The 22,316-nt window shown below is 50.3% G+C and carries 28 protein-coding genes, 3 tRNA genes, 1 other RNA gene and 1 pseudogene; 14 read left to right on the forward strand and 19 right to left on the reverse strand.

Going from position 1 to position 22,316, the window contains the following annotated elements; genetic code table 11:
- Window positions 1-13: 13 nt before the first annotated feature.
- Entirely contained in the window at window positions 14-1,339 is a 1,326-nt protein-coding gene (locus tag IVG45_RS17560; protein ID WP_196435088.1) for a DEAD/DEAH box helicase, read from the forward strand.
- Here the strand turns inward: IVG45_RS17560 and yrfG are convergent.
- A complete protein-coding gene (gene yrfG / locus IVG45_RS17565; protein WP_196435089.1) occupies window positions 1,269-1,943 on the reverse strand; it encodes a GMP/IMP nucleotidase in 675 nt (224 codons plus the stop codon). The genes IVG45_RS17560 and yrfG overlap by 71 nt on opposite strands.
- A gap of 141 nt (window positions 1,944-2,084) precedes the next feature.
- Between yrfG and nudE the strand changes: the two genes are divergently transcribed.
- Entirely contained in the window at window positions 2,085-2,624 is a 540-nt protein-coding gene (nudE, locus tag IVG45_RS17570) for an ADP compounds hydrolase NudE (protein WP_442923336.1), read from the forward strand.
- On the opposite strand, the gene ampD is transcribed toward nudE, so the two are convergent.
- The gene (gene ampD / locus IVG45_RS17575; protein WP_196435090.1) at window positions 2,621-3,172 is read right to left on the reverse strand and encodes a 1,6-anhydro-N-acetylmuramyl-L-alanine amidase AmpD; all 552 of its coding nucleotides are present in this window, start codon (window positions 3,170-3,172) and stop codon (window positions 2,621-2,623) included. The genes nudE and ampD overlap by 4 nt on opposite strands.
- Before the next feature lie 93 nt (window positions 3,173-3,265).
- Here ampD and nadC point away from each other — a divergent pair, with 93 nt between their 5' ends.
- Window positions 3,266-4,102, forward strand: a complete 837-nt coding sequence (nadC, locus tag IVG45_RS17580; protein WP_196435091.1) for a carboxylating nicotinate-nucleotide diphosphorylase — start codon at window positions 3,266-3,268, stop codon at window positions 4,100-4,102.
- An 82-nt stretch (window positions 4,103-4,184) separates the two neighbouring features.
- On the opposite strand, the gene IVG45_RS17585 is transcribed toward nadC, so the two are convergent.
- Window positions 4,185-4,697 carry a hypothetical protein gene (locus IVG45_RS17585; RefSeq protein WP_196435092.1) on the reverse strand — a complete coding sequence of 171 codons (513 nt, stop codon included), beginning with the start codon at window positions 4,695-4,697 and terminating at the stop codon, window positions 4,185-4,187.
- A gap of 245 nt (window positions 4,698-4,942) precedes the next feature.
- Between IVG45_RS17585 and IVG45_RS17590 the strand changes: the two genes are divergently transcribed.
- Both IVG45_RS17590 and IVG45_RS17595 read left to right on the forward strand, forming a co-directional pair.
- Window positions 4,943-5,545 (forward strand): peroxiredoxin, encoded by a 603-nt coding sequence (locus tag IVG45_RS17590; protein WP_196435093.1) that lies wholly within the window; start codon window positions 4,943-4,945, stop codon window positions 5,543-5,545.
- Window positions 5,546-6,013: 468 nt separating this feature from the next.
- The gene (locus IVG45_RS17595; protein ID WP_196435094.1) at window positions 6,014-6,538 is read left to right on the forward strand and encodes a hypothetical protein; all 525 of its coding nucleotides are present in this window, start codon (window positions 6,014-6,016) and stop codon (window positions 6,536-6,538) included.
- A 44-nt stretch (window positions 6,539-6,582) separates the two neighbouring features.
- Here IVG45_RS17595 and trxC read toward each other — a convergent pair whose 3' ends face one another.
- Window positions 6,583-7,017 (reverse strand): thioredoxin TrxC, encoded by a 435-nt coding sequence (trxC, locus tag IVG45_RS17600; RefSeq protein ID WP_196435095.1) that lies wholly within the window; start codon window positions 7,015-7,017, stop codon window positions 6,583-6,585.
- 110 nt (window positions 7,018-7,127) lie between these two features.
- On the opposite strand from trxC, the gene IVG45_RS17605 reads away from it, so the two are divergent.
- Together IVG45_RS17605 and ssrA are read left to right on the forward strand one after the other, a co-directional pair.
- Complete coding sequence (locus IVG45_RS17605) at window positions 7,128-7,559, forward strand: hypothetical protein (RefSeq protein ID WP_196435096.1); 432 nt, start codon at window positions 7,128-7,130, stop codon at window positions 7,557-7,559.
- Between the two features lie 57 nt (window positions 7,560-7,616).
- Window positions 7,617-7,997: a transfer-messenger RNA gene (ssrA, locus tag IVG45_RS17610) on the forward strand.
- Between the two features lie 267 nt (window positions 7,998-8,264).
- Here the strand turns inward: ssrA and IVG45_RS23035 are convergent.
- From IVG45_RS23035 to IVG45_RS17625, 3 genes are all read right to left on the reverse strand, one after another.
- On the reverse strand, window positions 8,265-8,390 hold the full coding sequence (locus IVG45_RS23035) for a DNA methyltransferase (RefSeq protein WP_196435097.1): 126 nt from the start codon (window positions 8,388-8,390) through the stop codon (window positions 8,265-8,267).
- A gap of 75 nt (window positions 8,391-8,465) precedes the next feature.
- On the reverse strand, window positions 8,466-9,314 hold the full coding sequence (locus tag IVG45_RS17620) for an IS3 family transposase (protein WP_230874634.1): 849 nt from the start codon (window positions 9,312-9,314) through the stop codon (window positions 8,466-8,468).
- 17 nt (window positions 9,315-9,331) lie between these two features.
- Window positions 9,332-9,715 carry a transposase gene (locus IVG45_RS17625; RefSeq protein WP_196435098.1) on the reverse strand — a complete coding sequence of 128 codons (384 nt, stop codon included), beginning with the start codon at window positions 9,713-9,715 and terminating at the stop codon, window positions 9,332-9,334.
- An 89-nt stretch (window positions 9,716-9,804) separates the two neighbouring features.
- Between IVG45_RS17625 and IVG45_RS17630 the strand changes: the two genes are divergently transcribed.
- The 3 genes from IVG45_RS17630 to IVG45_RS23040 all read left to right on the forward strand — a co-directional run bounded on the left by IVG45_RS17630 (window position 9,805) and on the right by IVG45_RS23040 (window position 11,075).
- Entirely contained in the window at window positions 9,805-10,104 is a 300-nt protein-coding gene (locus IVG45_RS17630) for a hypothetical protein (protein ID WP_196435099.1), read from the forward strand.
- Between the two features lie 216 nt (window positions 10,105-10,320).
- Window positions 10,321-10,614 carry a type II toxin-antitoxin system TacA family antitoxin gene (locus IVG45_RS17635; protein WP_196435100.1) on the forward strand — a complete coding sequence of 98 codons (294 nt, stop codon included), beginning with the start codon at window positions 10,321-10,323 and terminating at the stop codon, window positions 10,612-10,614.
- 17 nt (window positions 10,615-10,631) lie between these two features.
- Complete coding sequence (locus IVG45_RS23040; RefSeq protein WP_196438125.1) at window positions 10,632-11,075, forward strand: hypothetical protein; 444 nt, start codon at window positions 10,632-10,634, stop codon at window positions 11,073-11,075.
- A gap of 63 nt (window positions 11,076-11,138) precedes the next feature.
- On the opposite strand, the pseudogene IVG45_RS17645 reads toward IVG45_RS23040, so the two are convergent.
- Window positions 11,139-12,295: pseudogene (locus IVG45_RS17645) on the reverse strand (IS3 family transposase).
- Between the two features lie 97 nt (window positions 12,296-12,392).
- Here IVG45_RS17645 and IVG45_RS17655 point away from each other — a divergent pair.
- From IVG45_RS17655 to IVG45_RS22900, 4 genes are all read left to right on the forward strand, one after another.
- Complete coding sequence (locus tag IVG45_RS17655) at window positions 12,393-13,193, forward strand: IS3 family transposase (protein WP_196435101.1); 801 nt, start codon at window positions 12,393-12,395, stop codon at window positions 13,191-13,193.
- A gap of 75 nt (window positions 13,194-13,268) precedes the next feature.
- Window positions 13,269-13,769: a GNAT family N-acetyltransferase gene (locus tag IVG45_RS17660; RefSeq protein ID WP_196435102.1), complete on the forward strand. Its 501-nt coding sequence runs from the start codon at window positions 13,269-13,271 to the stop codon at window positions 13,767-13,769.
- 414 nt (window positions 13,770-14,183) lie between these two features.
- On the forward strand, window positions 14,184-14,324 hold the full coding sequence (locus IVG45_RS17665; RefSeq protein ID WP_442923338.1) for an ATP-binding protein: 141 nt from the start codon (window positions 14,184-14,186) through the stop codon (window positions 14,322-14,324).
- 529 nt (window positions 14,325-14,853) lie between these two features.
- A complete protein-coding gene (locus IVG45_RS22900) occupies window positions 14,854-15,027 on the forward strand; it encodes a tyrosine-type recombinase/integrase (RefSeq protein WP_196435103.1) in 174 nt (57 codons plus the stop codon).
- Window positions 15,028-15,041: 14 nt separating this feature from the next.
- On the opposite strand, the gene IVG45_RS17675 is transcribed toward IVG45_RS22900, so the two are convergent.
- The 11 genes from IVG45_RS17675 to IVG45_RS17725 form a co-directional block, all read right to left on the reverse strand.
- A tRNA-His gene (locus IVG45_RS17675) sits at window positions 15,042-15,117 on the reverse strand.
- 19 nt (window positions 15,118-15,136) lie between these two features.
- A tRNA-Arg gene (locus IVG45_RS17680) sits at window positions 15,137-15,213 on the reverse strand.
- Between the two features lie 6 nt (window positions 15,214-15,219).
- A tRNA-Pro gene (locus IVG45_RS17685) sits at window positions 15,220-15,296 on the reverse strand.
- Window positions 15,297-15,497: 201 nt separating this feature from the next.
- Window positions 15,498-16,493, reverse strand: coding sequence for an ISAs1 family transposase (locus IVG45_RS17690; protein ID WP_230874635.1), 996 nt, complete (start codon window positions 16,491-16,493; stop codon window positions 15,498-15,500).
- 5 nt (window positions 16,494-16,498) lie between these two features.
- Window positions 16,499-17,605 (reverse strand): ISAs1 family transposase, encoded by a 1,107-nt coding sequence (locus IVG45_RS17695; protein ID WP_196435104.1) that lies wholly within the window; start codon window positions 17,603-17,605, stop codon window positions 16,499-16,501.
- Window positions 17,606-17,654: 49 nt separating this feature from the next.
- Window positions 17,655-17,804: a transposase family protein gene (locus IVG45_RS17700; RefSeq protein WP_442923339.1), complete on the reverse strand. Its 150-nt coding sequence runs from the start codon at window positions 17,802-17,804 to the stop codon at window positions 17,655-17,657.
- 148 nt (window positions 17,805-17,952) lie between these two features.
- On the reverse strand, window positions 17,953-18,771 hold the full coding sequence (dapD, locus tag IVG45_RS17705; RefSeq protein WP_196435105.1) for a 2,3,4,5-tetrahydropyridine-2,6-dicarboxylate N-succinyltransferase: 819 nt from the start codon (window positions 18,769-18,771) through the stop codon (window positions 17,953-17,955).
- Window positions 18,772-18,871: 100 nt separating this feature from the next.
- Entirely contained in the window at window positions 18,872-20,074 is a 1,203-nt protein-coding gene (gene dapC, locus IVG45_RS17710; protein ID WP_196435106.1) for a succinyldiaminopimelate transaminase, read from the reverse strand.
- Complete coding sequence (locus IVG45_RS17715) at window positions 20,074-20,859, reverse strand: M48 family metallopeptidase (RefSeq protein ID WP_196435107.1); 786 nt, start codon at window positions 20,857-20,859, stop codon at window positions 20,074-20,076. The genes dapC and IVG45_RS17715 overlap by 1 nt, the downstream gene beginning before the upstream one ends.
- 137 nt (window positions 20,860-20,996) lie before the next feature.
- Window positions 20,997-21,503 (reverse strand): CinA family protein, encoded by a 507-nt coding sequence (locus IVG45_RS17720; RefSeq protein ID WP_330165369.1) that lies wholly within the window; start codon window positions 21,501-21,503, stop codon window positions 20,997-20,999.
- Window positions 21,504-21,561: 58 nt separating this feature from the next.
- Entirely contained in the window at window positions 21,562-22,140 is a 579-nt protein-coding gene (locus IVG45_RS17725; RefSeq protein WP_196435108.1) for a DUF502 domain-containing protein, read from the reverse strand.
- Window positions 22,141-22,316 lie beyond the last annotated feature (176 nt).

Consider the following 22,316-nt stretch of genomic DNA (forward strand, 5'->3'; position numbering starts at 1 on the left):
ATCCTATCACGCTATGAAAAAAGCACATTTGACGGAAACACGTTTTAGCAATCTGGAGCTTTCCGACTCCATTATCAAAGGCCTGAAGGAAGCGGGATTCATCCAATGCACGCCCATTCAGGACAAATCCTTGCCGCTGGCGCTACGCGACAAAGACGTGGCCGGTCAGGCCCAAACCGGCACCGGCAAAACGGCCAGCTTTTTGTTGGCCACGTTTCAACGCCTGATCAACGACGAAAGCGAAAAAATCAAGAATCCGCGGGCATTGATTTTGGCGCCGACCAGGGAACTGGCAATTCAGATTCATAAAGACGCGCTGGTTTTGGGCAAATATCTGAACCTGAAGTTAGCGTTGATCTACGGCGGCACCGACTATCAGAAACAGCTCGATAAGCTCAAAACCAATGTCGACATCATCATCGGCACGCCTGGACGCATCATCGATTTTTACAAGCAAGGCGCCTTCACGCTGGATAATATTCAGGTCACGGTAATGGACGAAGCCGACCGCATGTTCGATTTGGGCTTTATCAAGGATATACGCTTCTTGCTGCGCCGGATGCCGCCACCGGAAAAACGCCTGAATTTGCTGTTTTCGGCCACCTTGTCCTACAAGGTCACCGAACTAGCTTATGAGCATATGAACAATCCGGTCTTGATTCGGATAGAAACCGAAGAAGTGACCTCCAAGGCCATCAATCAAATCGCCTATTGTCCGGCCAACGACCAAAAAATTCCGTTGTTGCTCGGCTTGCTGAAGACCCATCAACCCGTGCGCAGCATCGTCTTCGTCAATACCAAGCGTTGCGCGGAACAACTGGACGATTATCTGCAAGCCAACGGCCATAAAACCGCAATGCTCAGCGGCGACGTGCCGCAGGAAAAACGCCAACGCTTGTTGGCCGATTTCCAGGAAAACCGGGTGACGCTGCTGATTGCCACCGACGTGGCGGCGCGTGGCCTGCATATTCCGGATGTCTCGCATGTGTTCAATTACGATTTGCCGCAGGACGTGGAAGATTACGTGCATCGCATCGGCCGTACCGCCCGCTTCGGCGCCAGCGGCGAGGCCATCAGCTTTATTTGCGAGGAATATGCCTATTCGATGCCAGACATCGAAGACTATATCGGTGAGAAAGTGCCGGTGGAATCGATTACCCCGGAACTACTGGTCGAGGATGTGATCAAGCCGGAACGCCGCGAACCGCGTGAAAGAGTGGTACCGCACGGCAAACGTCCGCCGCGCTCGGATCATAAACCCCGTGAGTTCAAAGGCCCTCGGCGGGACACAAGCCCGGCATCAGCCCCCGAAAATCCTCCGTTGCCGGAAACTCCGTAATTTGCCGAGTCGGTGCCCGGCTATCCGGCTTGCTGATCGAGATCAGATGAGCGATGCCAAAAGCCCGAGCCGAGCGCAACACCGCCAGGCTATCGTCGACCAACAAGGTGCTGTGTTTGTCAAAAACATGCTTGTCTTGCAGGGTTTGCCAAAAACCCTGCTGTTCCTTGGCCAGACCGTAATCATGCGAGCAAATGATGTCGTCAAAAAAACGGTGCAAACAAGTTTTTTCCATCTTCAGACTCAGACTATCCCGGTGCGCATTCGTCACCAGCAATAAACGCCGGCCACTGCCGCGCACGGCATCCAGAAACTCGATGACATGCGGATGCACCGCGATCAAGCCGGCTAACTCCTGCTTCAAACCGGCAATATTTAACTGCAGTTCGATGCTCCAGTAATCCAGGCAATACCATTCCAGGCGGCCTTCCATGGCCTTGAAGCGCGGCGCCAATTGCCGCTTGGCTTCGTCCGGCGAAAGTTGGTGTAACTCGGCAAAACGCAACGGCACAAACTCCCGCCAGAAATGATTATCGAAATTCAAATCCAGCAAGGTGCCGTCCATGTCCAATAGCACGGTTTCGATGTCTGGCCAGTTGAGCATCTGTCTGTCCCTTAAATTGATCGAGCGCCATCGCTCGCGGCGGGCAGATGGTAACGAAAAAGCAAGGGCTTTGCCATCACGGCTCTGTTACGATGCGAACTATTGAAAATCGTACATGTAATTTATGCCATGCACCGAAAAATGCCCATTATCCATAGTCAGGCCGTCATCGCCGAAACCCGCCAATTCCGAATCGAGTCACTGGAGCTGGAATTTAGTAGCGGACAATTTCGACAGTATGAGCGCCTGGCCAGAAACGGCACATCCGGCGCGGTATTGGTGGTGCCCATGCTGAATCGCGACACGGTGTTACTAGTCAGAGAGTACGCAGCAGGCTTGCATCGCTATGAATTGGGGTTACCAAAAGGCAAGATTGACGCCGGTGAAAATAATCTCAACGCGGCCAATCGCGAACTGAAGGAAGAGGTGGGTTATGGTGCCAGGCGACTTCGCCATCTGCATACGGTGTCCCTGGCACCGGCCTATCTGGAGCATACCATCGACATCATTCTGGCCGAGGATCTATACCCTGAAAAATTGGCGGGCGACGAACCGGAAGAGTTGGAAGTGATACCTTGGAGCATCTACGATATAGACAAATTGATGGCGACTGGCGAATGTAGCGAAGCTCGCTCAATAGCCGCGCTCTATCTGGCCGCAGCCTTTTTGGATAAAAATTAAACCATTTGACTCAGCTGTTGATGAAATTTTTGCCAGTCGAACCAGGGGCCGGGATCGGCTTTTCGTTCCGGCGCAATATCGCTGTGGCCGACGATCCGCTCTCGGCTCAGTTTGGGGTAGTTTGCGATTAGCAACCCCGCCACCTCGGCCAAACGCTGATATTGAAGTTCGGTGTAAGGCTGATTGACAGAACCTTCCAGTTCAATCCCTATCGAAAAGTCATTGCAACGCTCCCTGCCTTGGTAGCTTGAGACGCCGGCATGCCAAGCCCTCCGGTCGAACGGCACATATTGCACCAACTCCCCGTCACGCCGAATCAACACATGCGCCGACACTTTCAGTTGGTAAATATCCCGAAAATAAGGATGCAAATTAGGATCTAGACGATTGCAAAATAACTGATCGATAAAATCGCCGCCGAATTGTTCGGGCGGCAAGCTGATGCAATGAATCACCAGCAAGGAAATATCCTCGGAATTGGGCCGAGCATCGGAATTGGGTGATGGCAGCTGTTTGGCATCGTCGATTTGGTGATCGTGGATACGCATTGTTATTGGCAAAAACACCATTTTCCCATAGCCGCTAGCTTCATGCAGCTTGGTTTATAATGGCCAAGTGTTTAATCTTGCCCCGCCATGCTCATGAGCCCACAGCCCACCCCCGAAGAAATTGCCGCTTATCTTGCCGAAGACTTGGGCAGCGGCGACATTACCGCCGCAATCATTCCCGAGTCAACCCAAGCCACTGCCCGCGTGGTAACTCGCGAAACCATGGTGCTGTGCGGCCAAGCCTGGTTCGATGCGGTTTTTCGGCAGCTCAGTCAGGACATTATGATCGAATGGTTTTGTCGGGAAGGCGATGAGGTCGCGGCCAATACCATGCTTTGCCGACTCGTCGGACCCGCCAGAGCGTTATTGAGTGGCGAACGTACCGCGTTGAACCTGTTGCAAACCTTGTCGGCTACCTCCACCACGGCCCGGCGCTATGCCAACGCGATAGCTGGAACCGGCTGTAAGGTGTTGGATACTCGCAAAACCCTGCCCGGCCTGAGACTGGCCCAAAAATACGCGGTCACATGCGGCGGCTGCGTCAATCATCGGATTGGTTTATTCGATGCAGTGTTAATCAAGGAAAACCACATCCTCGCGGCCGGCTCGATTTGCGCGGCAGTCAACAAGGCTAGAGCCATAAGCTCGGTTTTGGTCGAAGTCGAAGTCGAATCTTTAGTGGAATTGGAGGAAGCACTGGCCGTCGAGCCGGATCGTATCATGCTGGATAATTTTTCCTTGGCCGACATGCGGAGCGCGGTAGCCTTGAATCAAGGCAAGGTCGAATTGGAAGCGTCCGGCAATATCAGCTTGGATAATATCCGCGACATAGCTGAAACCGGCGTCGACTATATTTCAATCGGCGCCTTGACCAAGAACGTGGTCGCGATCGATTTATCCATGCGCATCGAAATATCGACCGCGCAATAACAAATTGGGCGTGGGCCTAGGCGAAATAAAGCGAAATCAGCCCGCCTAGGCTTAACACCAAAAACACTTCAATCCAAACGGGTCAGGACACCACATTCAGATTTTCGTTTTCGTACAGCCGCAATTTTTTCCAGTTAACGAATTTACTATCATCGAAATGGGCGTCGTGATCGATAGCATGCTCGTAACAGCTGCGGAATAACCGTGCCGTGCGGAATGCATGCAACTCATCGTCCGCCGTCACGGTTTGCACATTGCCGACCTGAAAGGTTTTATTGCGTGATTTGCCATCCTTGACCCAAAACACCGTGTAGCACAAATAACTTTTGTCCTTGCGGTGATCGAATTTGATGGTTCTGGAGACGCCGGTTACCCCGGTGGTCGTCTTGTTTTTCGGCGGTTTCAAAAAGCGGGTCTTACTGCCCTTCAATACCACCAGCATTTGATCGCGCCAAGTAATGGCGGCCTTCAAGGATTTGGTTTTGCTTCCCCAAAGCTTATGTGAAAAATAGCGGCTACTTTCTTTGCCGCGCCGAACAATGCGAACCTGAAACCCAAATGAGTCCGGCTCTGTAATATGTTTAACTTTTGCCATATGTCTTCTACCCAAAAAGCAACAAAAGCCCACAAGATGATCCTAAATTAAGTCCAACACCGTCCGTTAGTCATGTAAGCGTCGGATTACAAATTAACGTGAATTTGTCAGTTGCGCAAGTTTATTTTGCTAGGATAGGTGGATGATTCCCGACTAATTTAGTGTAGAATACATGTCAGCCCTATCCGATAGGCGCGAATACACTCGTAACCTTTTGTTTTATATGTAACTTTGGAGAGAAATCGATGAGCGTTTTAGTAGGTAAGCAAGCCCCTGATTTTACAGTCCCAGCAGTCCTGGGTGACGGCTCGATCGTCGATGCATTCAGTTTTTCCGATGCGACTCGTGGCAAATATGCTGTCGTATTCTTCTATCCGCTGGATTTCACTTTCGTCTGCCCAAGCGAGTTGATCGCATTTGATCACCGCATCGACGAATTCAAAAGCCGCGGCGTCGAAGTTATCGGCGTTTCTATTGATTCACACTTTACCCACAATGCATGGCGTAACACCCCGGTCAACCAAGGCGGTATCGGCCCAGTCCGTTACACCCTGGCCGCCGACATAAGCCACGGCATTTGCAAGGACTACGATGTCGAATCCGCGGGCGGTGTGGCTTTCCGTGGAAGCTTCCTGATCGACAAAAACGGTATGGTTCGCCACCAAGTGGTCAACGATCTGCCGCTGGGCCGTAATATCGACGAAATGATTCGCATGATAGATGCACTGCAATTCCACGAAGAGCACGGCGAAGTTTGCCCAGCCGGCTGGAACAAAGGTGATTCAGGCATGAATGCCAGCCCAGCTGGCGTGGCTGACTACCTGAGCAAAAACGCTGACAAGCTGTAATCATTTACTGCCCTAGCTATTAAGGCGCATTGTCAAGGCAATGCGCCTTTTTTATATCTTCTTTTTCTAAAATCCGCCGCCTTGAATACGATCACAACGCGGCTGCTTTTGACACAGGGCGGCGCAATTCTCACAAAAATATGTCAACGAATTTTGAGTTTTATTTGACAAAGCGTTAATCGCTGGAACACTCATAGCGATATTAGGCTTCCCGACGAGGCTCTTCATTATCAATAAATTAAGCGACAACTCTCGGCATATCCTAAACATACTGGGCTGCCAGTTATCACTCTAAAGCCAGCCGATGGTGCGTCGCTTATGTGCTTGAGAATTCCGGCACGCTAATTTGAGCGGACGCCGACCCAGACAAGTCAGGATTGGGCTATTTTCGATCCAATATTGCAAGAATACGTTTCGACTGCCGAGTATTTTGTTAACAGCAAGCATTACAACCACGGAGACGTCATCATGAGCTTTACAGCCACGGCACAGCCAGTTGCCATATCTAGCCTTGACCCCGCCTTGATTAATCAGATCATCGATGTTTTGTACGACAAAATGCTGGATGACTATCGGGTTAATCGATTCTTCAACACGACTCCGGCAACCTTGCAAACCGGGCCGTTAAAAACGCTGATTCATAGTCTGCTGACGGGCAAAAAGCTCAAGGAACTGAGCGAATTGCTGGACGATTATTTCATGGCCGCTTTTGCCAGAAGCAATGCCAAACACAGCCTAGTGACCGGTAGCGACTTTGCTTTTCTACTAGATGTGATTGGCGGCCAGGAAATCCGCACTATTACCCGCATCTGTGACGCGCATTCTCATTTGCTTAAACTGGGACCGGACGATTCCCATTTTGATGCCTTGATGGAGCACCTGAATACGACATTGAATCAAATCAACATAACCGGCACGCTAAAAGAACAGCTGCTAGCACTTGCCGAAAGCGCTAGAGAACCGCTTCTTGGTCGACAAGCGGAAGCAGCATAACCCTTGCGTCGGTAAGCCAGGCATTTGCCACGCGTCAATCTGGCTCAAAGCCAGCTTCTAGCCCAATCAACAATATCCAGCGCCCGCATGGCGCCGGATTGGCGAGCCAGCTCTTGGCCATTTTTAAACAGGATCAAGGTCGGAATGCTGCGAATGTTGTAGCGAGCACTGAGCGACTGCTGCGTTTCCGTATTGACTTTAGCCAAGCGAAAATTCGGCTCCAACTGTTCCGCGGCCTGCGCAAAAGCCGGAGCCATCATCTTGCAAGGCCCGCACCACTCGGCCCAAAAGTCGACTACCAGTGGAATATCGTTATGACTGACATGTTTGTCGAAGTTGTTGGCCGTCAATTCCAGTGGGCGGAGATTAAAAAGAGCTTGATGGCATTGTCCACATTTCGGCTGTTGCCGTAGCCGGTTAGCGGGTAAACGATTGATGGCTAGGCAGGATGGGCATACCAGATGCAGCAAATCATTCATGGCAATATCTCCGATAGCGATAAATTGCAAAATTATTACATTGAAAATATCGGTCAGCATTGGCATGGTACAGCCTGTACAACCGCATTTAATTTATAGTCACTGACAATATGAAACAGTTTCACGGGCTGGAAAAGCTTATTCAATCGGATAAAGCCACACTTGGAAATCAAGATTTAGCCCGTTTGCTGCTAAAGGATTTACAGCATTGTCAGTGTTTAATCTACGGCTGCCTAGATACCGACGACAAGATTTTACTCGCCACACTTGATTTGATCCCAGACTCGTTGAATTATGAGATGTTTGATCAACGCATTGATTTAATCCTATCCGGCCCCATATTACGTAATGACTGCGTACCGTTAACATATCGGTTGCAAGGAAGTGATTTTGGCATCAGTGGCCGTTGCTCAATGATCGCCAGGGTTTGTGGTGTCGATTTGTACCTACAACGCAGCTATACCGGCATAATTGGCGAAATGGCCCGGCAGAAATTTTCCATCGCCGTCAAACCCTTGTTAAAAATACTAAAAGCGACTTGAGCCGCTAAAATATAGTTATGACAATTTTTATTGAAATTCGATAGAATAAAGGCTCTTGGGGGTGACATGGCTTCGACGTGGGTAGCAAAACCTCAGGTGCATGCCGAGCACAGTACAGCTCGTAAAACCTACTGAAAAAAAGTATTCGCAAACGACGAAAACTACTCAGTGGCCTTAGCAGCTTAAAACCTGCACCACTTCTCTGACCAGATGTACTTATGCGTCTGGAGTTCCCTTCGGGGGGCGTTCAGGGATCATATTACATAAGATCGCGCCAGGGCTTAGTTCGGAGCCTGAATCGCTAAATCCAATCGAAATCGCTGTTGATCCTCTTGGCCCGACGGGTAGTCAACAGTTAAATTAAAAGCGCGGGATAAGCATGTAGAGCTTGTGGCGGAGTGCTTGCGGACGGGGGTTCAATTCCCCCCACCTCCACCAAGTAAACTACTGAATAATAAGGAAAATGATTTTTTATTGTTCAGGCAATGGCGGTAAATTGGCGGTTTGCTATGTCGCAAACCGCCATTTCTTTTCAAAATCCGAATTCAAAGTTCACGGCAAGTCCATAGGACATACGCCACCTACAAACCAATCCTTCAAAAATAAATTTCAGAGCACCAAACTTGTGCAAAAACCGCGCGGGCGAGGAGGAGTGATTTTCAGCCGGGCTAGTGTTTGGTTTTTTTTTAGTTGGCTGATTGGAATCTAATTACTTTCCAAACGTGTAACCGCTCCGTTGAATTCTGATTCACCCATCTCAGATCCAATAAAACACCGCAATAAGTTGCGACATGCCAATGCAGTCGATCCGGATCCGGTAAACGTATCCAATACCGTATCGCCAGGCCTAGAACTCGCCTCAACTGAAATGGTTTATGTAATGGTCAACAAAAACCGGACACCACTTCAGGCAGCGTTTCTATAAAATTCCCGTTCGAATTCGAGCGGGGATAGATAGCCCAATGTTGAGTGTGATCGGCGGCCGTTGTAAAAAGCCAAATAATCGATCACGCTCAGTTTTGCCGCTTCTTGGGTTTTGAATTTTTCGTAGTTGAGTTGCTCATGCTTCAAACTGCGAAAAAATCGTTCGGTTGGGGAGTTGTCCCAACAGTTGCCTTTGCGGCTCATACTCTGTTCCATCTTCATCACCGCCAAATGTTGACGGTATTCACGACTCGCATACTGGCTGCCACGATCCGAGTGATGCAGCAAACCGGGTGGCGGCTTACGACGCCAGAAGGCCATTTGCAAGGCCTGCACGCAGAGCGAGGTGCGCATGTGATCGTCAATCGCCCAGCCCACCACTTGGCGGGAAAACAGATCGATCACTACCGCGACATACAGCCAACCTTGCAGGGTCCACACGTAGGTAATATCGGTCGTCCATACTTGATTAGGCTTAGCCACTTGGAATTGCCGATCTAACCGGTTGGGCGAAATGGCCTCGCTATGATTACTGTCGGTCGTGACTTTAAAGCGCTTGGGATAGCGAACCTGCAATTTTAAATCGCGCATGATGCGCCGCATTTTAAAACGCCCAACGGTAAAGCCTTGTTTTTGCAATCGATCCGCTAAACGACGCGAACCAAAGCACTGCTTATTGTCGATGAAAATCTGCCTCGCCTTTTCAGAAACGCTTTGATCTTGTTGATCTTTGTCGCGTTCTTGCGGGGCCTTTAACCATTCATAATACGCACTGGTGCTCACCTGCATCACTCGACAAAGCGCGGTCACTGGATACGTCTTCTGTTGCACCTGAATAAACCCGTACTTTATTCGGCTTCTTTCGCAAAGAAGACGGCGGCCTTTTTTAATATCTCGCGCTCCATTCGCAACTGTTCATTTTCCTTGCGCAAGCGAATCAATTCATCGTGATCCCCTAGGCTCAAGCTTGGCTTTTTCGTCGCCGAGCCATTGGTAGATGGCTTGCTCTCCGCTCGAACCCAGCGTCCCAGGGCACTTAATGATATGCCTAGATGATCGGCCGCTTGTTGCTGGCTGTAGCCTTTTTCAAGAACCAGCTTGGCGGCATCTTGCTTAAATTCCAGATTGTATTTGGGCCGTTTGTGTATTTGGGCCGTTTGTGTTTTTGCTCGTTTGTCATGGTCACCTCTGCTGACAGTATAAAGTCTGCCTTTTGAAGTGTCCGGGATCATTAAACCATTTCAAGTGTGTCCGGTTTAGTGTAGCCACATCAGATAGATGCCTGAAGGCAGCGAATTGTCTTGGGTTGACGCGTCCATCTTTGCAATTACGCTGGCAGTCGCTTGTCGATTGCGACCCCGTTGCAAAGCTCGATTTCGCTCGGCATACTTTGGATGTGATTTGCGATATTGCCGCCAATAGTCTGGATTTCGCTCAAGCCAAGTGTGTTGAGCACTGCGCTGGTTATCCTGATAATCGGGATCATTCTGCAGTTTGTGACGTTGCCACTGCTTTTTGCGCTGGCGCTGGCAACTGGGTGCTGAGCAATAAGATTGATGAGGGCTTTGTGGTCGAGGCAGAAATTGTTGGCCGCAGGCAGGACATTGTTTATTCTCCATAAAAGGCTCCAGACATAAACTCCTGACTTGAGCACATCACGGACAATCAAAGACGGATTAGTCTGGTACAAATACTGCCTTATTACCTATTGGGTCGCTGACTTGGTTAATGACAGTTGAACAGACATGAGCAGATTAAAAGTCTTTGCAATTCTGTAGACTGCGTGCGTCATTTGTACTAACATTGCAATAAGTATTTTGTTCCTTGAGGTTTCACTATGACAGTTACTGCCACTACCGTAACCCGATCTTCACGATTGGGACTGCGTGCTACACCAGAACAAGAAGCGGTATTGCGTCGTGCCGCCGAGGTAGCACACAAATCTCTGACGGATTTCATTCTTGACAGCGCCTGTCAGGCGGCTGAGCAAACATTATTAGACCAGCGTTTGTTTATGGTATCTGGCAGTCAATACGAAGCTTTTTTGGATTTGTTAGACAGCCCCAGTCAAGAAAATGAAGGACTTCGCGATCTGTTTACACACCGAGCTCCCTGGGATAAACGTTCTTGATTGGACAAGGAGTAATAATGGATTTCACTCAGGAAGATACCCAAAACTTCGAAAAAATTGCTGAAGACACACTGACACAATTTGAAAAAATAGCCGAGGCTGCAAAAAAAGCGCTGAGCAATGCCGCGCCTCATGGAGGAGACGCTTTTGCCAGTGTTAACACCATGACATCTTCGGCAGTTCATAATTTAGGGCAAATAAGTCAGGCTAATAGAGAAAGCTATCAGACTTTGGTCAAAGAACCAGCCATTGCACATCTAGGCATATCATTAAGTGCCCTGGGACGCTGGGTTCGAGCGGAGAGCAAGCCATCTACCAATGGCTCGGCGACGAAAAAGCCAAGCTTGAGCCTAGGGGATCACGATGAATTGATTCGCTTGCGCAAGGAAAATGAACAGTTGCGAATGGAGCGCGAGATATTAAAAAAGGCCGCCGTCTTCTTTGCGAAAGAAGCCGAATAAAGTACGGGTTTATTCAGGTGCAACAGAAGACGTTGATGTGTCAACACTTTTCCGGACACACAGCTAAGCAGCTTTAAGCTGCAATTCGTAGTCAACGGGCGACAGGTAGCCATTGGCGGAATGAAGTCGCTCGCGGTTATAAAACACTTCGATATATTCGAATACGGCCTGCCTGGCCTCGGATCGGGTTCGATAGGTCTGGTGATGTATCAACTCGGTTTTCAGGGTATGAAAGAAACTTTCCGAGACGGCATTATCCCAGCAGTTTCCCTTACGACTCATGCTTTGCCGGATGCCGTGTTGCGTTAATAAGGCTCGATGGCTGTCCGATGCATATTGGCTGCCGCGATCGGTATGCCATAGCAAGCCTTTCTCGGGCTTGCGCTTCCAAACCGCCATCAGTAGCGCATCGTTCACCAGTTTGGTCCGCATATGTTCGGCCATAGACCAGCCCACGACTTGCCGGGAATAGAGATCAATCACCACGGCCAGATACAGCCAGCCCTCCTGCGTATGGATATAGGTGGTGTCGCCGGCATAGACTTGATTGGGCTTTTCCACGGCAAATTGCCGATCCAGGTGATTGGACGCAACCGGTTGATGATGCTTCGAATTCGTCGTGGCTTTGAATTTGCGCTTGGTTTTACAGGCCAACCCCGCTTCTCGCATCAAACGACCGATACGGCGGCGGCTGACGGTTCGGTTCTGAGCGGATAAGGCGGCTTTGAGACGGCGCGTACCGTAGGTTGCCCGGCTTTTGCCAAAGGTGCTTTGGATCATCTCGGATAGGGCGGCATCGTCTTGTTCGCCCGCAGAGGGGCCTTGCTTCAGCCAGTCGTAGTAGGCGCTTCGGGATACCCTCATGAACCGGCACAGGGTATCTACCGCAAAGTCCTCTGCATGCTGCTTGATCCAGGCGTACTTCATCTTTGTTCCTTGGCGAAGTACGCCGCTGCCTTTTTTAGTAAATCGCGCTCCTCGGTCAATCGGGCCACTTCCTTCTTAAGGCGCTTGAGTTCATCGTACAGATGTTCATCGGTACGGACCGCTTTATTGCTGTCTTTGGGGCGACTGTATTTTCCTATCCAGGTATGCAAGGTATTGACGTTAATGCCAAGATCCTGGGCTACCTGGCTGATCGGTTTATCGGATTCATTCGCCAACTTGACGGCTGAGGCTCTGAATTCGGCTGTATAGGTATTGGGTTTTTCTTGGCTCATTTTGGATTCACGCTTTTTTAGATTATTTTAAAAAGTGTGTCCGGTTTAGTGTAGCCACATCACGTATCCAGTGACCGCGCTTTGTCGAGTGATGCAGATGAGCACCAGTGCGTATTATGAATGGTTAAAGGCCCCGCAAGAACGCGACAAAGATCAACAAGATCAAAGCGTTTCTGAAAAGGCGAGGCAGATTTTCATCGACAATAAGCAGTGCTTTGGTTCGCGTCGTTTAGCGGATCGATTGCAAAAACAAGGCTTTACCGTTGGGCGTTTTAAAATGCGGCGCATCATGCGCGATTTAAAATTGCAGGTTCGCTATCCCAAGCGCTTTAAAGTCACGACCGACAGTAATCATAGCGAGGCCATTTCGCCCAACCGGTTAGATCGGCAATTCCAAGTGGCTAAGCCTAATCAAGTATGGACGACCGATATTACCTACGTGTGGACCCTGCAAGGTTGGCTGTATGTCGCGGTAGTGATCGATCTGTTTTCCCGCCAAGTGGTGGGCTGGGCGATTGACGATCACATGCGCACCTCGCTCTGCGTGCAGGCCTTGCAAATGGCCTTCTGGCGTCGTAAGCCGCCACCCGGTTTGCTGCATCACTCGGATCGTGGCAGCCAGTATGCGAGTCGTGAATACCGTCAACATTTGGCGGTGATGAAGATGGAACAGAGTATGAGCCGCAAAGGCAACTGTTGGGACAACTCCCCAACCGAACGATTTTTTCGCAGTTTGAAGCATGAGCAACTCAACTACGAAAAATTCAAAACCCAAGAAGCGGCAAAACTGAGCGTGATCGATTATTTGGCTTTTTACAACGGCCGCCGATCACACTCAACATTGGGCTATCTATCCCCGCTCGAATTCGAACGGGAATTTTATAGAAACGCTGCCTGAAGTGGTGTCCGGTTTTTGTTGACCATTACAGTTTGTGCCGGATTGGGATAACTTGTAAAGATTCGGATGGAAACCATGAATCATCATAGCCCTGAATCACTTGGGACACCCCACTACCTTGATTCGTTTGACTGCGGAAAACCTGCACTAAACGAATGGCTGACTCGTCACGCGAGGCAAGCGCAGGGCGCAGGTTCGGCCAAGACCTTTGTTGTCGCAGATGATTCTCAACGAGTCATTGGCTATTTCAGTTTGACTGTTGGTCAGATCGACACGTTGGACGCCCCTGAACGCATTCGCAAAGGAATGGCCCAGTACCCCATCCCAGTTGCAATTCTTGCTCGTTTGGCGGTTTCCAAAGATCATCAAGGGCGCGGTATCGGCATCGGATTGTTGCAGGATGCTATTCGAAGATCACTGCTGATTGCTGAGCAAGCAGGTATCCGGGCAATGTTAACGCACCCGATTGATGATGAGGCTGCCCGTTTTTACAGACGTTTTGGGTTTATTGCCTCTCCTTTACAAGAACAACAGCTGCTGTTATTGCTTAAAGACGCGCGGCGCTGGGTCAAGTAATTTTGTTAATTGGGTGTTAATGGGTGTTGTTTTGGTTATAGCTAGATTTCAGAGCATTGCGTGTTAAGCATTGAACCCCGGTTCAATTGCGGAATCGGGAATTGAACTTATTGTCAAATTGTCAGCAAACCTGAGTGAAAAACAGCGGGTTTCTGGAGTTTCAAAAGGCTGTCAAAATCACTTCCCTAACGAACCCGCAACAGCCTGCATCCACCTGAAATAGCAGAGTAGACGCGGTTTGTTTCGGGAGTCGACACCACCACCAAATACAAGGGCTTGGAAATTCTCCAGGCCCTTTTTTATGTCCAAAACCCCGCTGGAGATTATGGAGTGAGCACCAAGAAAAATTCAGCCTCTTAGGGTGACGTCAAAGCTAAGCTGGCTGATCTTAATCGAGCTAGTCTGATTGGCCTCGTGCAAGACCTACCCATTGATCATTGGCACACCTATCTCAACGATCCCACGCTGGCCGATGCCATCCTGGACCGCATTATCCACGGCAGTCACCGCCTCGAACTCAAAGGAGAATCCATGCGAAAAACTAAACCCATTTGACCCATCGTGAACAGATGAGGTAAAAATCAACCTTCCAGAACTTCCGTTCTTTAACGTGTTCACGATCGCTGGAATCCACACAGTGGGCCATCCTGCCGGAATTGACCCTATTTATTGTGAGGAAGTATTCGATTTTCTAGGCTACTGAGGCATGGATGACGAAGGCTTTTTTCGATGCGTTGGTCCGGATGTTCGAACAGGCGCTTAAATATGTACTTGCGCTCCCGGAAGCGCAGCGTACCCCATTCCTATAAAGTGCGACAGCAAGGTCAGAGTGTTTGGTTGGGGTGTCGGAGAGGATTTCGACGCATTGTTTGTTGAATACGGATTGGTTGAAGAGTCGTGAAAAAACGGAAACGTGTGTTGTTGGCCAGTGGCGCATCACTAGTATGGCAGCTTCGGATAGCGATTACATTGATATGGAAGTGCCTGCGTACATCATGGTGCGTGATGGGCTGACCGGTGAATTTTAATTCAGCCTAATAAAAGGAGAGCTGGACGGCCGCGTTTCTGTTGTCGACGGATTGGCATGTCCAATGCGGGAGCGCCGTTAAATGTGCTTCAGGAGTTGGGTGGTTGGTCTGATTACAAGATGGTCTCACGCTATGCGCATTTGGCGCCAGAGCATCTGGCACATCATGCCGCCAATATAGGCAAATTTTTGGGCATAGTTACAAAGGAGAATTCAATTAACTTAGGTTAAGTTATTGAATTTATTGGGGTGAACGATGGGGCTCGAACCCACGACAACCGGAATCACAATCCGGGACTCTACCAACTGAGCTACGCTCACCATAATGAATTTTTGTGATTGGCACGCTTGGCAGGACTCGAACCTGCGACCCTCGGCTTAGAAGGCCGATGCTCTATCCAGCTGAGCTACAAGCGCAAATCTTGGTCGGGGTAGAGAGATTCGAACTCCCGACATTCTGCTCCCAAAGCAGACGCGCTACCAGACTGCGCTATACCCCGAATTTGACCTTCTATTTCAAGACAGAGACAATGTCTCGTGATTGAGCTGCCTATATTACCCTTCGAACTTTAACGTGTCAAATATTTTTACTACGACCACTGAAAAATCAGTTAAAACCACAAATTTTTCAGCTGTTTGGCTTAACAAAAACTATTTCCCGATGCTAAAAAGATAGTTGCGGGTGGGGCAGGGCAATCGCGCTATGTAGCTTCTGTCCCAAAAAGTAACTTGAAGCGATAGTTGTCGTTTAGACAGGCCCGCAGTTTACGGCGCTTCAAGCTATCTTTAGTTGGACCGTTGTTCCTGAGCAGATTCAAGGCCATCCGTCGCATCAATGCCAGATTTTCGGCGGAATGATCAGTTCTGGCTCGATTGGCGTCTTCGCCAAATTGCACATCCAACACCCAGTGCTGTGAGTTTTCAATCGCCCAATGTTGTCGGACACCTTTGGCAAAGCGCGACAAATCGGTAAATGAGCACAAATAGTAACGATGCTCGACCGAGGTTTTATCGCCGATGATGCGCGTTGATTCAACCCTTCCAACGGCTTGTAGTCCGGCCCAGTCTGGCTTTTGCGTCAACCAATCAATCTGGGTACTCAAGCTATAGCGGCGTATTTCGATGCGCCCGTGACTTTTGTCGATCGTTTCATGGATGGGTAATCGACTTTGGGCATTTTCCGTATCCAGCCAGAGTCGAACGTCTTCGCAAAGCAAGGCGTGATTATCCTTGAGAGCCAACACATAATCGGCTTGCGCCGCGACGATGGTTTGGGCAATGGCTTTTTGGCAGCCCATGGCATCAATCGAGATCAAGGCGCCTTGAATATCCAACATCGACAACAAATCCGGAATGGCCGTGATTTCGTTAGTTTTTTCGCCGACCGCTTGCTGCGCTAATACCCAGCGCGCTTCAGCGGCAAAAGCACTCATCAAATGCACGGCTTTATCCCCTTCACGACTGCCGCGCAGGGTTTTACCATCCAAACAAACTTGCTGACCCGAAAGGCTGGGCAAGGCCGCCCGCACCCAACACTGAAAGGCATCCGCAAAGGCTTTGGGATTCAATCGCCCAAATACATCGCTCAAGGTATCGTGCGAGGGAATGCCGTTCGGTAGTGCCAGAAATGTCCTAAGCCAATCTTCTTTTTCTTCGGCAAACTCTTCCATGCCTACCCAGTCTTCAATGCAGGGCAATCGCGCTATGTAGCTTCTGTCCCAAAAAGTAACTTGAAGCGATAGTTGTCGTTTAGACAGGCCCGCAGTTTACGGCGCTTCAAGCTATCTTTAGTTGGACCGTTGTTCCTGAGCAGATTCAAGGCCATCCGTCGCATCAATGCCAGATTTTCGGCGGAATGATCAGTTCTGGCTCGATTGGCGTCTTCGCCAAATTGCACATCCAACACCCAGTGCTGTGAGTTTTCAATCGCCCAATGTTGTCGGACACCTTTGGCAAAGCGCGACAAATCGGTAAATGAGCACAAATAGTAACGATGCTCGACCGAGGTTTTATCGCCGATGATGCGCGTTGATTCAACCCTTCCAACGGCTTGTAGTCCGGCCCAGTCTGGCTTTTGCGTCAACCAATCAATCTGGGTACTCAAGCTATAGCGGCGTATTTCGATGCGCCCGTGACTTTTGTCGATCGTTTCATGGATGGGTAATCGACTTTGGGCATTTTCCGTATCCAGCCAGAGTCGAACGTCTTCGCAAAGCAAGGCGTGATTATCCTTGAGAGCCAACACATAATCGGCTTGCGCCGCGACGATGGTTTGGGCAATGGCTTTTTGGCAGCCCATGGCATCAATCGAGATCAAGGCGCCTTGAATATCCAACATCGACAACAAATCCGGAATGGCCGTGATTTCGTTAGTTTTTTCGCCGACCGCTTGCTGCGCTAATACCCAGCGCGCTTCAGCGGCAAAAGCACTCATCAAATGCACGGCTTTATCCCCTTCACGACTGCCGCGCAGGGTTTTACCATCCAAACAAACTTGCTGACCCGAAAGGCTGGGCAAGGCCGCCCGCACCCAACACTGAAAGGCATCCGCAAAGGCTTTGGGATTCAATCGCCCAAATACATCGCTCAAGGTATCGTGCGAGGGAATGCCGTTCGGTAGTGCCAGAAATGTCCTAAGCCAATCTTCTTTTTCTTCGGCAAACTCTTCCATGCCTACCCAGTCTTCAATGCCACTCAACACCGCGCACAATACAATCATGACAATATCGCCGAGGTTGTGCAGCTTGTTTTTGGTTTCGCGCCGCGGGTCTTCAAGATTAGCCAAATAGGGCATTGGATCAGGTAACATCTGCGTTTTGGGGCAAATCACTATACTAAACGATAGGATCGGGCAAGTGCTACATAGCGCGATTGCCCTGGTCTTCAATGCCACTCAACACCGCGCACAATACAATCATGACAATATCGCCGAGGTTGTGCAGCTTGTTTTTGGTTTCGCGCCGCGGGTCTTCAAGATTAGCCAAATAGGGCATTGGATCAGGTAACATCTGCGTTTTGGGGCAAATCACTATACTAAACGATAGGATCGGGCAAGTGCTACATAGCGCGATTGCCCTGGCGGGTGGGGCGTCAGCCATTGACCGAGTAGGCTTTAAAGCGTACCCGGTCAATTTAAAACTAGGTTTACAACCGAAATCAATCGCGCAACAACTCGTTAATTCCGGTTTTGCTACGGGTTTTTTCATCGACTTGTTTGATGATCACCGCGCAATACAGGCTGTGGCTGCCGTCTTTGGACGGTAGGTTGCCGGAGACGACCACCGAACCGGCAGGGATGCGGCCGTAGCTGACTTCGCCGGTCATACGGTTGAAGATCTTGGTGCTTTGGCCGATGTAGACGCCCATCGATACCACGCAGTTGTCTTCGACGATCACGCCTTCGACGATCTCGGAGCGGGCGCCGATGAAGCAGTTGTCGCCGATGATGGTCGGGTTGGCTTGCAAAGGTTCCAGTACGCCGCCGATGCCGACGCCGCCGGACAAATGCACGTTTTTACCGATTTGCGCGCAGGAGCCGACGGTGACCCAGGTGTCGACCATGGTGCCGCTGTCGACGTAGGCGCCGATGTTGACGTAAGACGGCATCAGAATCGCGCCGGGCGCGACGTAGGAACCGTAACGGGCAACCGCATTGGGTACGACGCGAACGCCGGCTTTGGCAAAATCTTCTTCGCTGTATTGGCCGTATTTGGTCGGCACTTTGTCGTAATAACGCACGTCGCCGCTTTCGACGACCTTGTTTTCGTTGATGCGGAACGACAGCAGCACGGCTTTTTTCAGCCATTGGTTGGTGACCCAGTCGCCGTCTTTTTTCTCGGCGACGCGGGCTTCGCCTTTGTCGAGCATATTTAGGACTTCCGCAACCGCGTTGCGGACTTCGGCGGAGACGGTGGACGGGCTGATTTCGGCGCGGTTTTCGAAGGCGTCGTTGATGATGGTTTCCAGATTCGACATGGTATTTCTTTAGGGTTGGAGATTAACGGAGGTAGGATGTGCCAACGCAAGGAGGTGCATCGATTTCGCGACCGATGCACTTCACGTTGTTCAGAGCAGCCTACGGGGTATTTTCATTGAGAAAAGCTTTGATGCGTTGCGCGGCCTCGACACATTCTTCCTGCGGCGCGACCAACGCAATGCGGACATGGTTGGCTCCGGGGTTGATGCCAGCGCTGTCGCGTGACAGGAAGCTACCGGGCAGCACGGTGATGTTTTGCTGGGCAAACAACTGTTGAGCAAAAATAGTATCTGAACCAGCTGTCTTCAACCAGATATAAAAACTGGCCGGAGGCCGGCTAATTTCGCAAACATCCTGCAAAACCTCGATAAACGAGGTGAACTTGTCGCGGTACAACTGGCGGTTGTGCTTGACGTGTTCCTCGTCGTTCCAGGCGGCAATGCTGGCGTGCTGGGTTGGTACCGGCATCGGGCAACCGTGATAGGTGCGGTACTTGAAATATTGTTTCAACACCTCGGCGTCGCCGGCCACGAAGCCGGAGCGCAGGCCCGGCGAGTTGGAGCGTTTGGACAGGCTTTGGAAAATCACGCAACGCTTGAAATCGCTGTTGCCGGCTTGATAAGCACTTTGCAGAAGGCCTTGCGGCGGATTGGCCTCGTCGTCGTACAGTTCGGTATAGCACTCGTCGGAGGCGATCACAAAATCGTACTTTTCGGCCAGCGCCAGCAATTTCAAGTGATCGGCTTGCGACAGTAGCGTGCCGGTCGGATTACCCGGCGAACAGATAAAGATCAATTGGCAGCGTTGCCAGATCACTTCAGGTACGCTGTCGAAATCCGGCAAATAGCCATCGGCTTCCAACGTATTCAAATAATACGGCTCGGCGCCAGCCAGCAGGGCCGCGCCTTCGTAAATCTGGTAAAAGGGGTTGGGCATGATCACCACAGGCTTGTCGCGCGGATCGACCACTGCCTGCGCGAACGAGAACAAAGCTTCGCGGGTACCGTTGACCGGCAACACCTGTGTTTCGCCATCAACGCCGCCAACAGGAATTTGGAAACGGCGGCAAATCCAGTCGGCAACCGCTTGTCGCAGTTCCGGCAACCCCTTGGTCGTCGGGTATTGTGTTAGGCCGTGCAAATGCCGCAATAACGCCTCCTGAATGAAATGCGGCGTGGCATGCTTGGGCTCGCCAATCGACAGCGCGATGTGGGTTTTATCGGCCGGCGGCACGAGGCCTTGTTTCAGCGTCGCCAGTTTTTCAAATGGGTAAGGATGTAGCTTAGGTAAATTCGGGTTCATTATTTGGCGCAATGCGGCTGCTTGCCGGCATTCAAAGCTTGTTGCTGAAGCTGAAGAGCGTTGTTCATGCGCTGGTTTAAATTGTCGATACGGCTGCCATGGGAAGGGTGCGTCGACATAAATTCGATAGGCTGCCCGCCTTGCGCGGCCTTGTCCATTTTTAGCCAGAGATTGATGCTTTGGCGTGGATCAAAGCCGGCACGGGCTATTAAATCCAGACCTATGGTGTCGGCTTCGGTTTCATGGATACGGCTATAGGGCAATATAACACCGTATTGAGCACCAACGCCCAACAGACCCAACGCGGTTTGTCCCATCGCGGTTTGGGGCTGAGTGACGGCTTGCACCATCGACAAACCGGTGCTAACCGCAGTTTCCTGGGACAATCTTTCGTTACTGTGTCGAGACAACACATGGCCGATTTCATGACCGATCACGGCGGCCAATTGATCCTGGTTATCGACCAGATTGATTAAGCCGGTATGCACGCCGATTTTGTTGCCAGGCAGTGCAAACGCATTCAAGCTTTCGTCCTGAAACACCACCACTTCCCATTGGCCGCCGGTTTCCCGCGTAAGGGCATAAGCCACGCACTGGGCAAACTGATTTTGCCGAGGATCACGGCTGACTGGTTCCTTGCTTTTCATGCTATTGAAAGCCTGCAAGCCCATTTGATCAACTTGATTGTCAGGCATGTAAATAAACTGGGTCCTACCAGTAGGACTAGTGGCGCAGGCGCTTAGTAATAACAAGGCACCGAGCTTAAGCAAATTTTTTTTCAACATGGCGTAAACATCCGCAAAGTGAACAGAGGCTGCATTTTAGCGCAATTGGCCCCGGTGGACTAAACCCTTTTTGGCTATAAATTCAGCTATGTAATGAATAAGTCGCCATTGTGAATAACCAATTGGCAATTCCGAAATTACGCTTTTGCCATCACTTCCAATGCCTGTTGCAGGCAGAATGCGATGACTTGTCTCCGCACCGCCAGGCGATCGCCGGAAAACTGCCGCAAGGCACAGTAGCCAGTATGGCCTCGTTGTTGCCAGGCAATGAACACCGTACCTACCGGCTTGTCGATACTACCGCCATCCGGGCCGGCAATTCCGGTTACCGCGAAAACCAGATCCGCATGACTATGCGCCAATGCGCCAGCCGCCATTTCCAGCGCGGTTTCACGGCTTACCGCCCCCACGCTATCCAAAGTCGACTGTTGCACGGCCAACATTTCGACTTTGGCCGCATTGCTGTAAGTCACAAAACCACGATCGAACCAGGCCGAACTGCCCGGCACATCGGTAACCGCTTGCGCGATACCTCCACCGGTGCAGGACTCGGCCAAGGCCAGCCGCCAATGACGCGCCGCCAGTTGTCGGCCTAGTAATGCAGCCAATTCAAAAATGCCGTTCAGCATAATCAGCGAAGACAATTAAGATGGAACTTGTTGCGGACCAACCCCGACTCCGCAACAACCATATATCTTAAGGTTACTTCGGCAGTTGTGTCGCCTCGGAGAGCTTCTCGTAATCGGCGCCGACGCTGATGATGAAGCTGGTGACTTGCTCGATACTCATGTCCGACTTAATAATTTTCGATTCATGCACGATGACCGCGAAACCGGAGGTTGGATTAGGCGATGTCGGCACAAATAGGATATATCGGTCTTCCACCTTATTGGTAACATAGGCCGGCACCCATAGGCCTTCCTTGGGGTACTCAACATAGACCACTTCGCGCGGTTCCTTCAGCTCATGGCCGGCAATCATGTGCACCAGTTTTTTAGTGACCCGGTAAATGGTGCTTAACAACGGAATGCGTTCGATCAGATTTTCAAAACCGGCGATGATGGAAAAGCGGCCCAAGCTGACCCGGTGCCCGATAAAGGTAATCAAGGTAAAACTGACGCCAAACAGCAAAAACGTCACAAAATAGTTATCCGAGTAACCGTAAACAAATTGAAACAGATCGCCAAAGCGGTCTTTAACAAACAGAATGATTTGTAAAATGACCACCACCGGAATCAACGCCAAAATCCCGATCAGCGTGTAATTGAGCAATTTTTTCATGCGATTTTCCTTTTTAGTTTTTGTTGATGGAAGTAAAAAATTAAGCGCTAAAGAGTGCGGCATGTTTACTGAAAAATCAATCTTAACGCGTCAACTGGAGTCCGACGGATCGCTCAGAATCGCTCGACGCTTTCGGACAAACAACTTAATAAGGTCAAACCTAGCCATCGGCCTCC

The sequence above is a fragment of the Methylomonas sp. LL1 genome (genome assembly GCF_015711015.1).
Taxonomy (GTDB): Bacteria; Pseudomonadota; Gammaproteobacteria; order Methylococcales; family Methylomonadaceae; genus Methylomonas.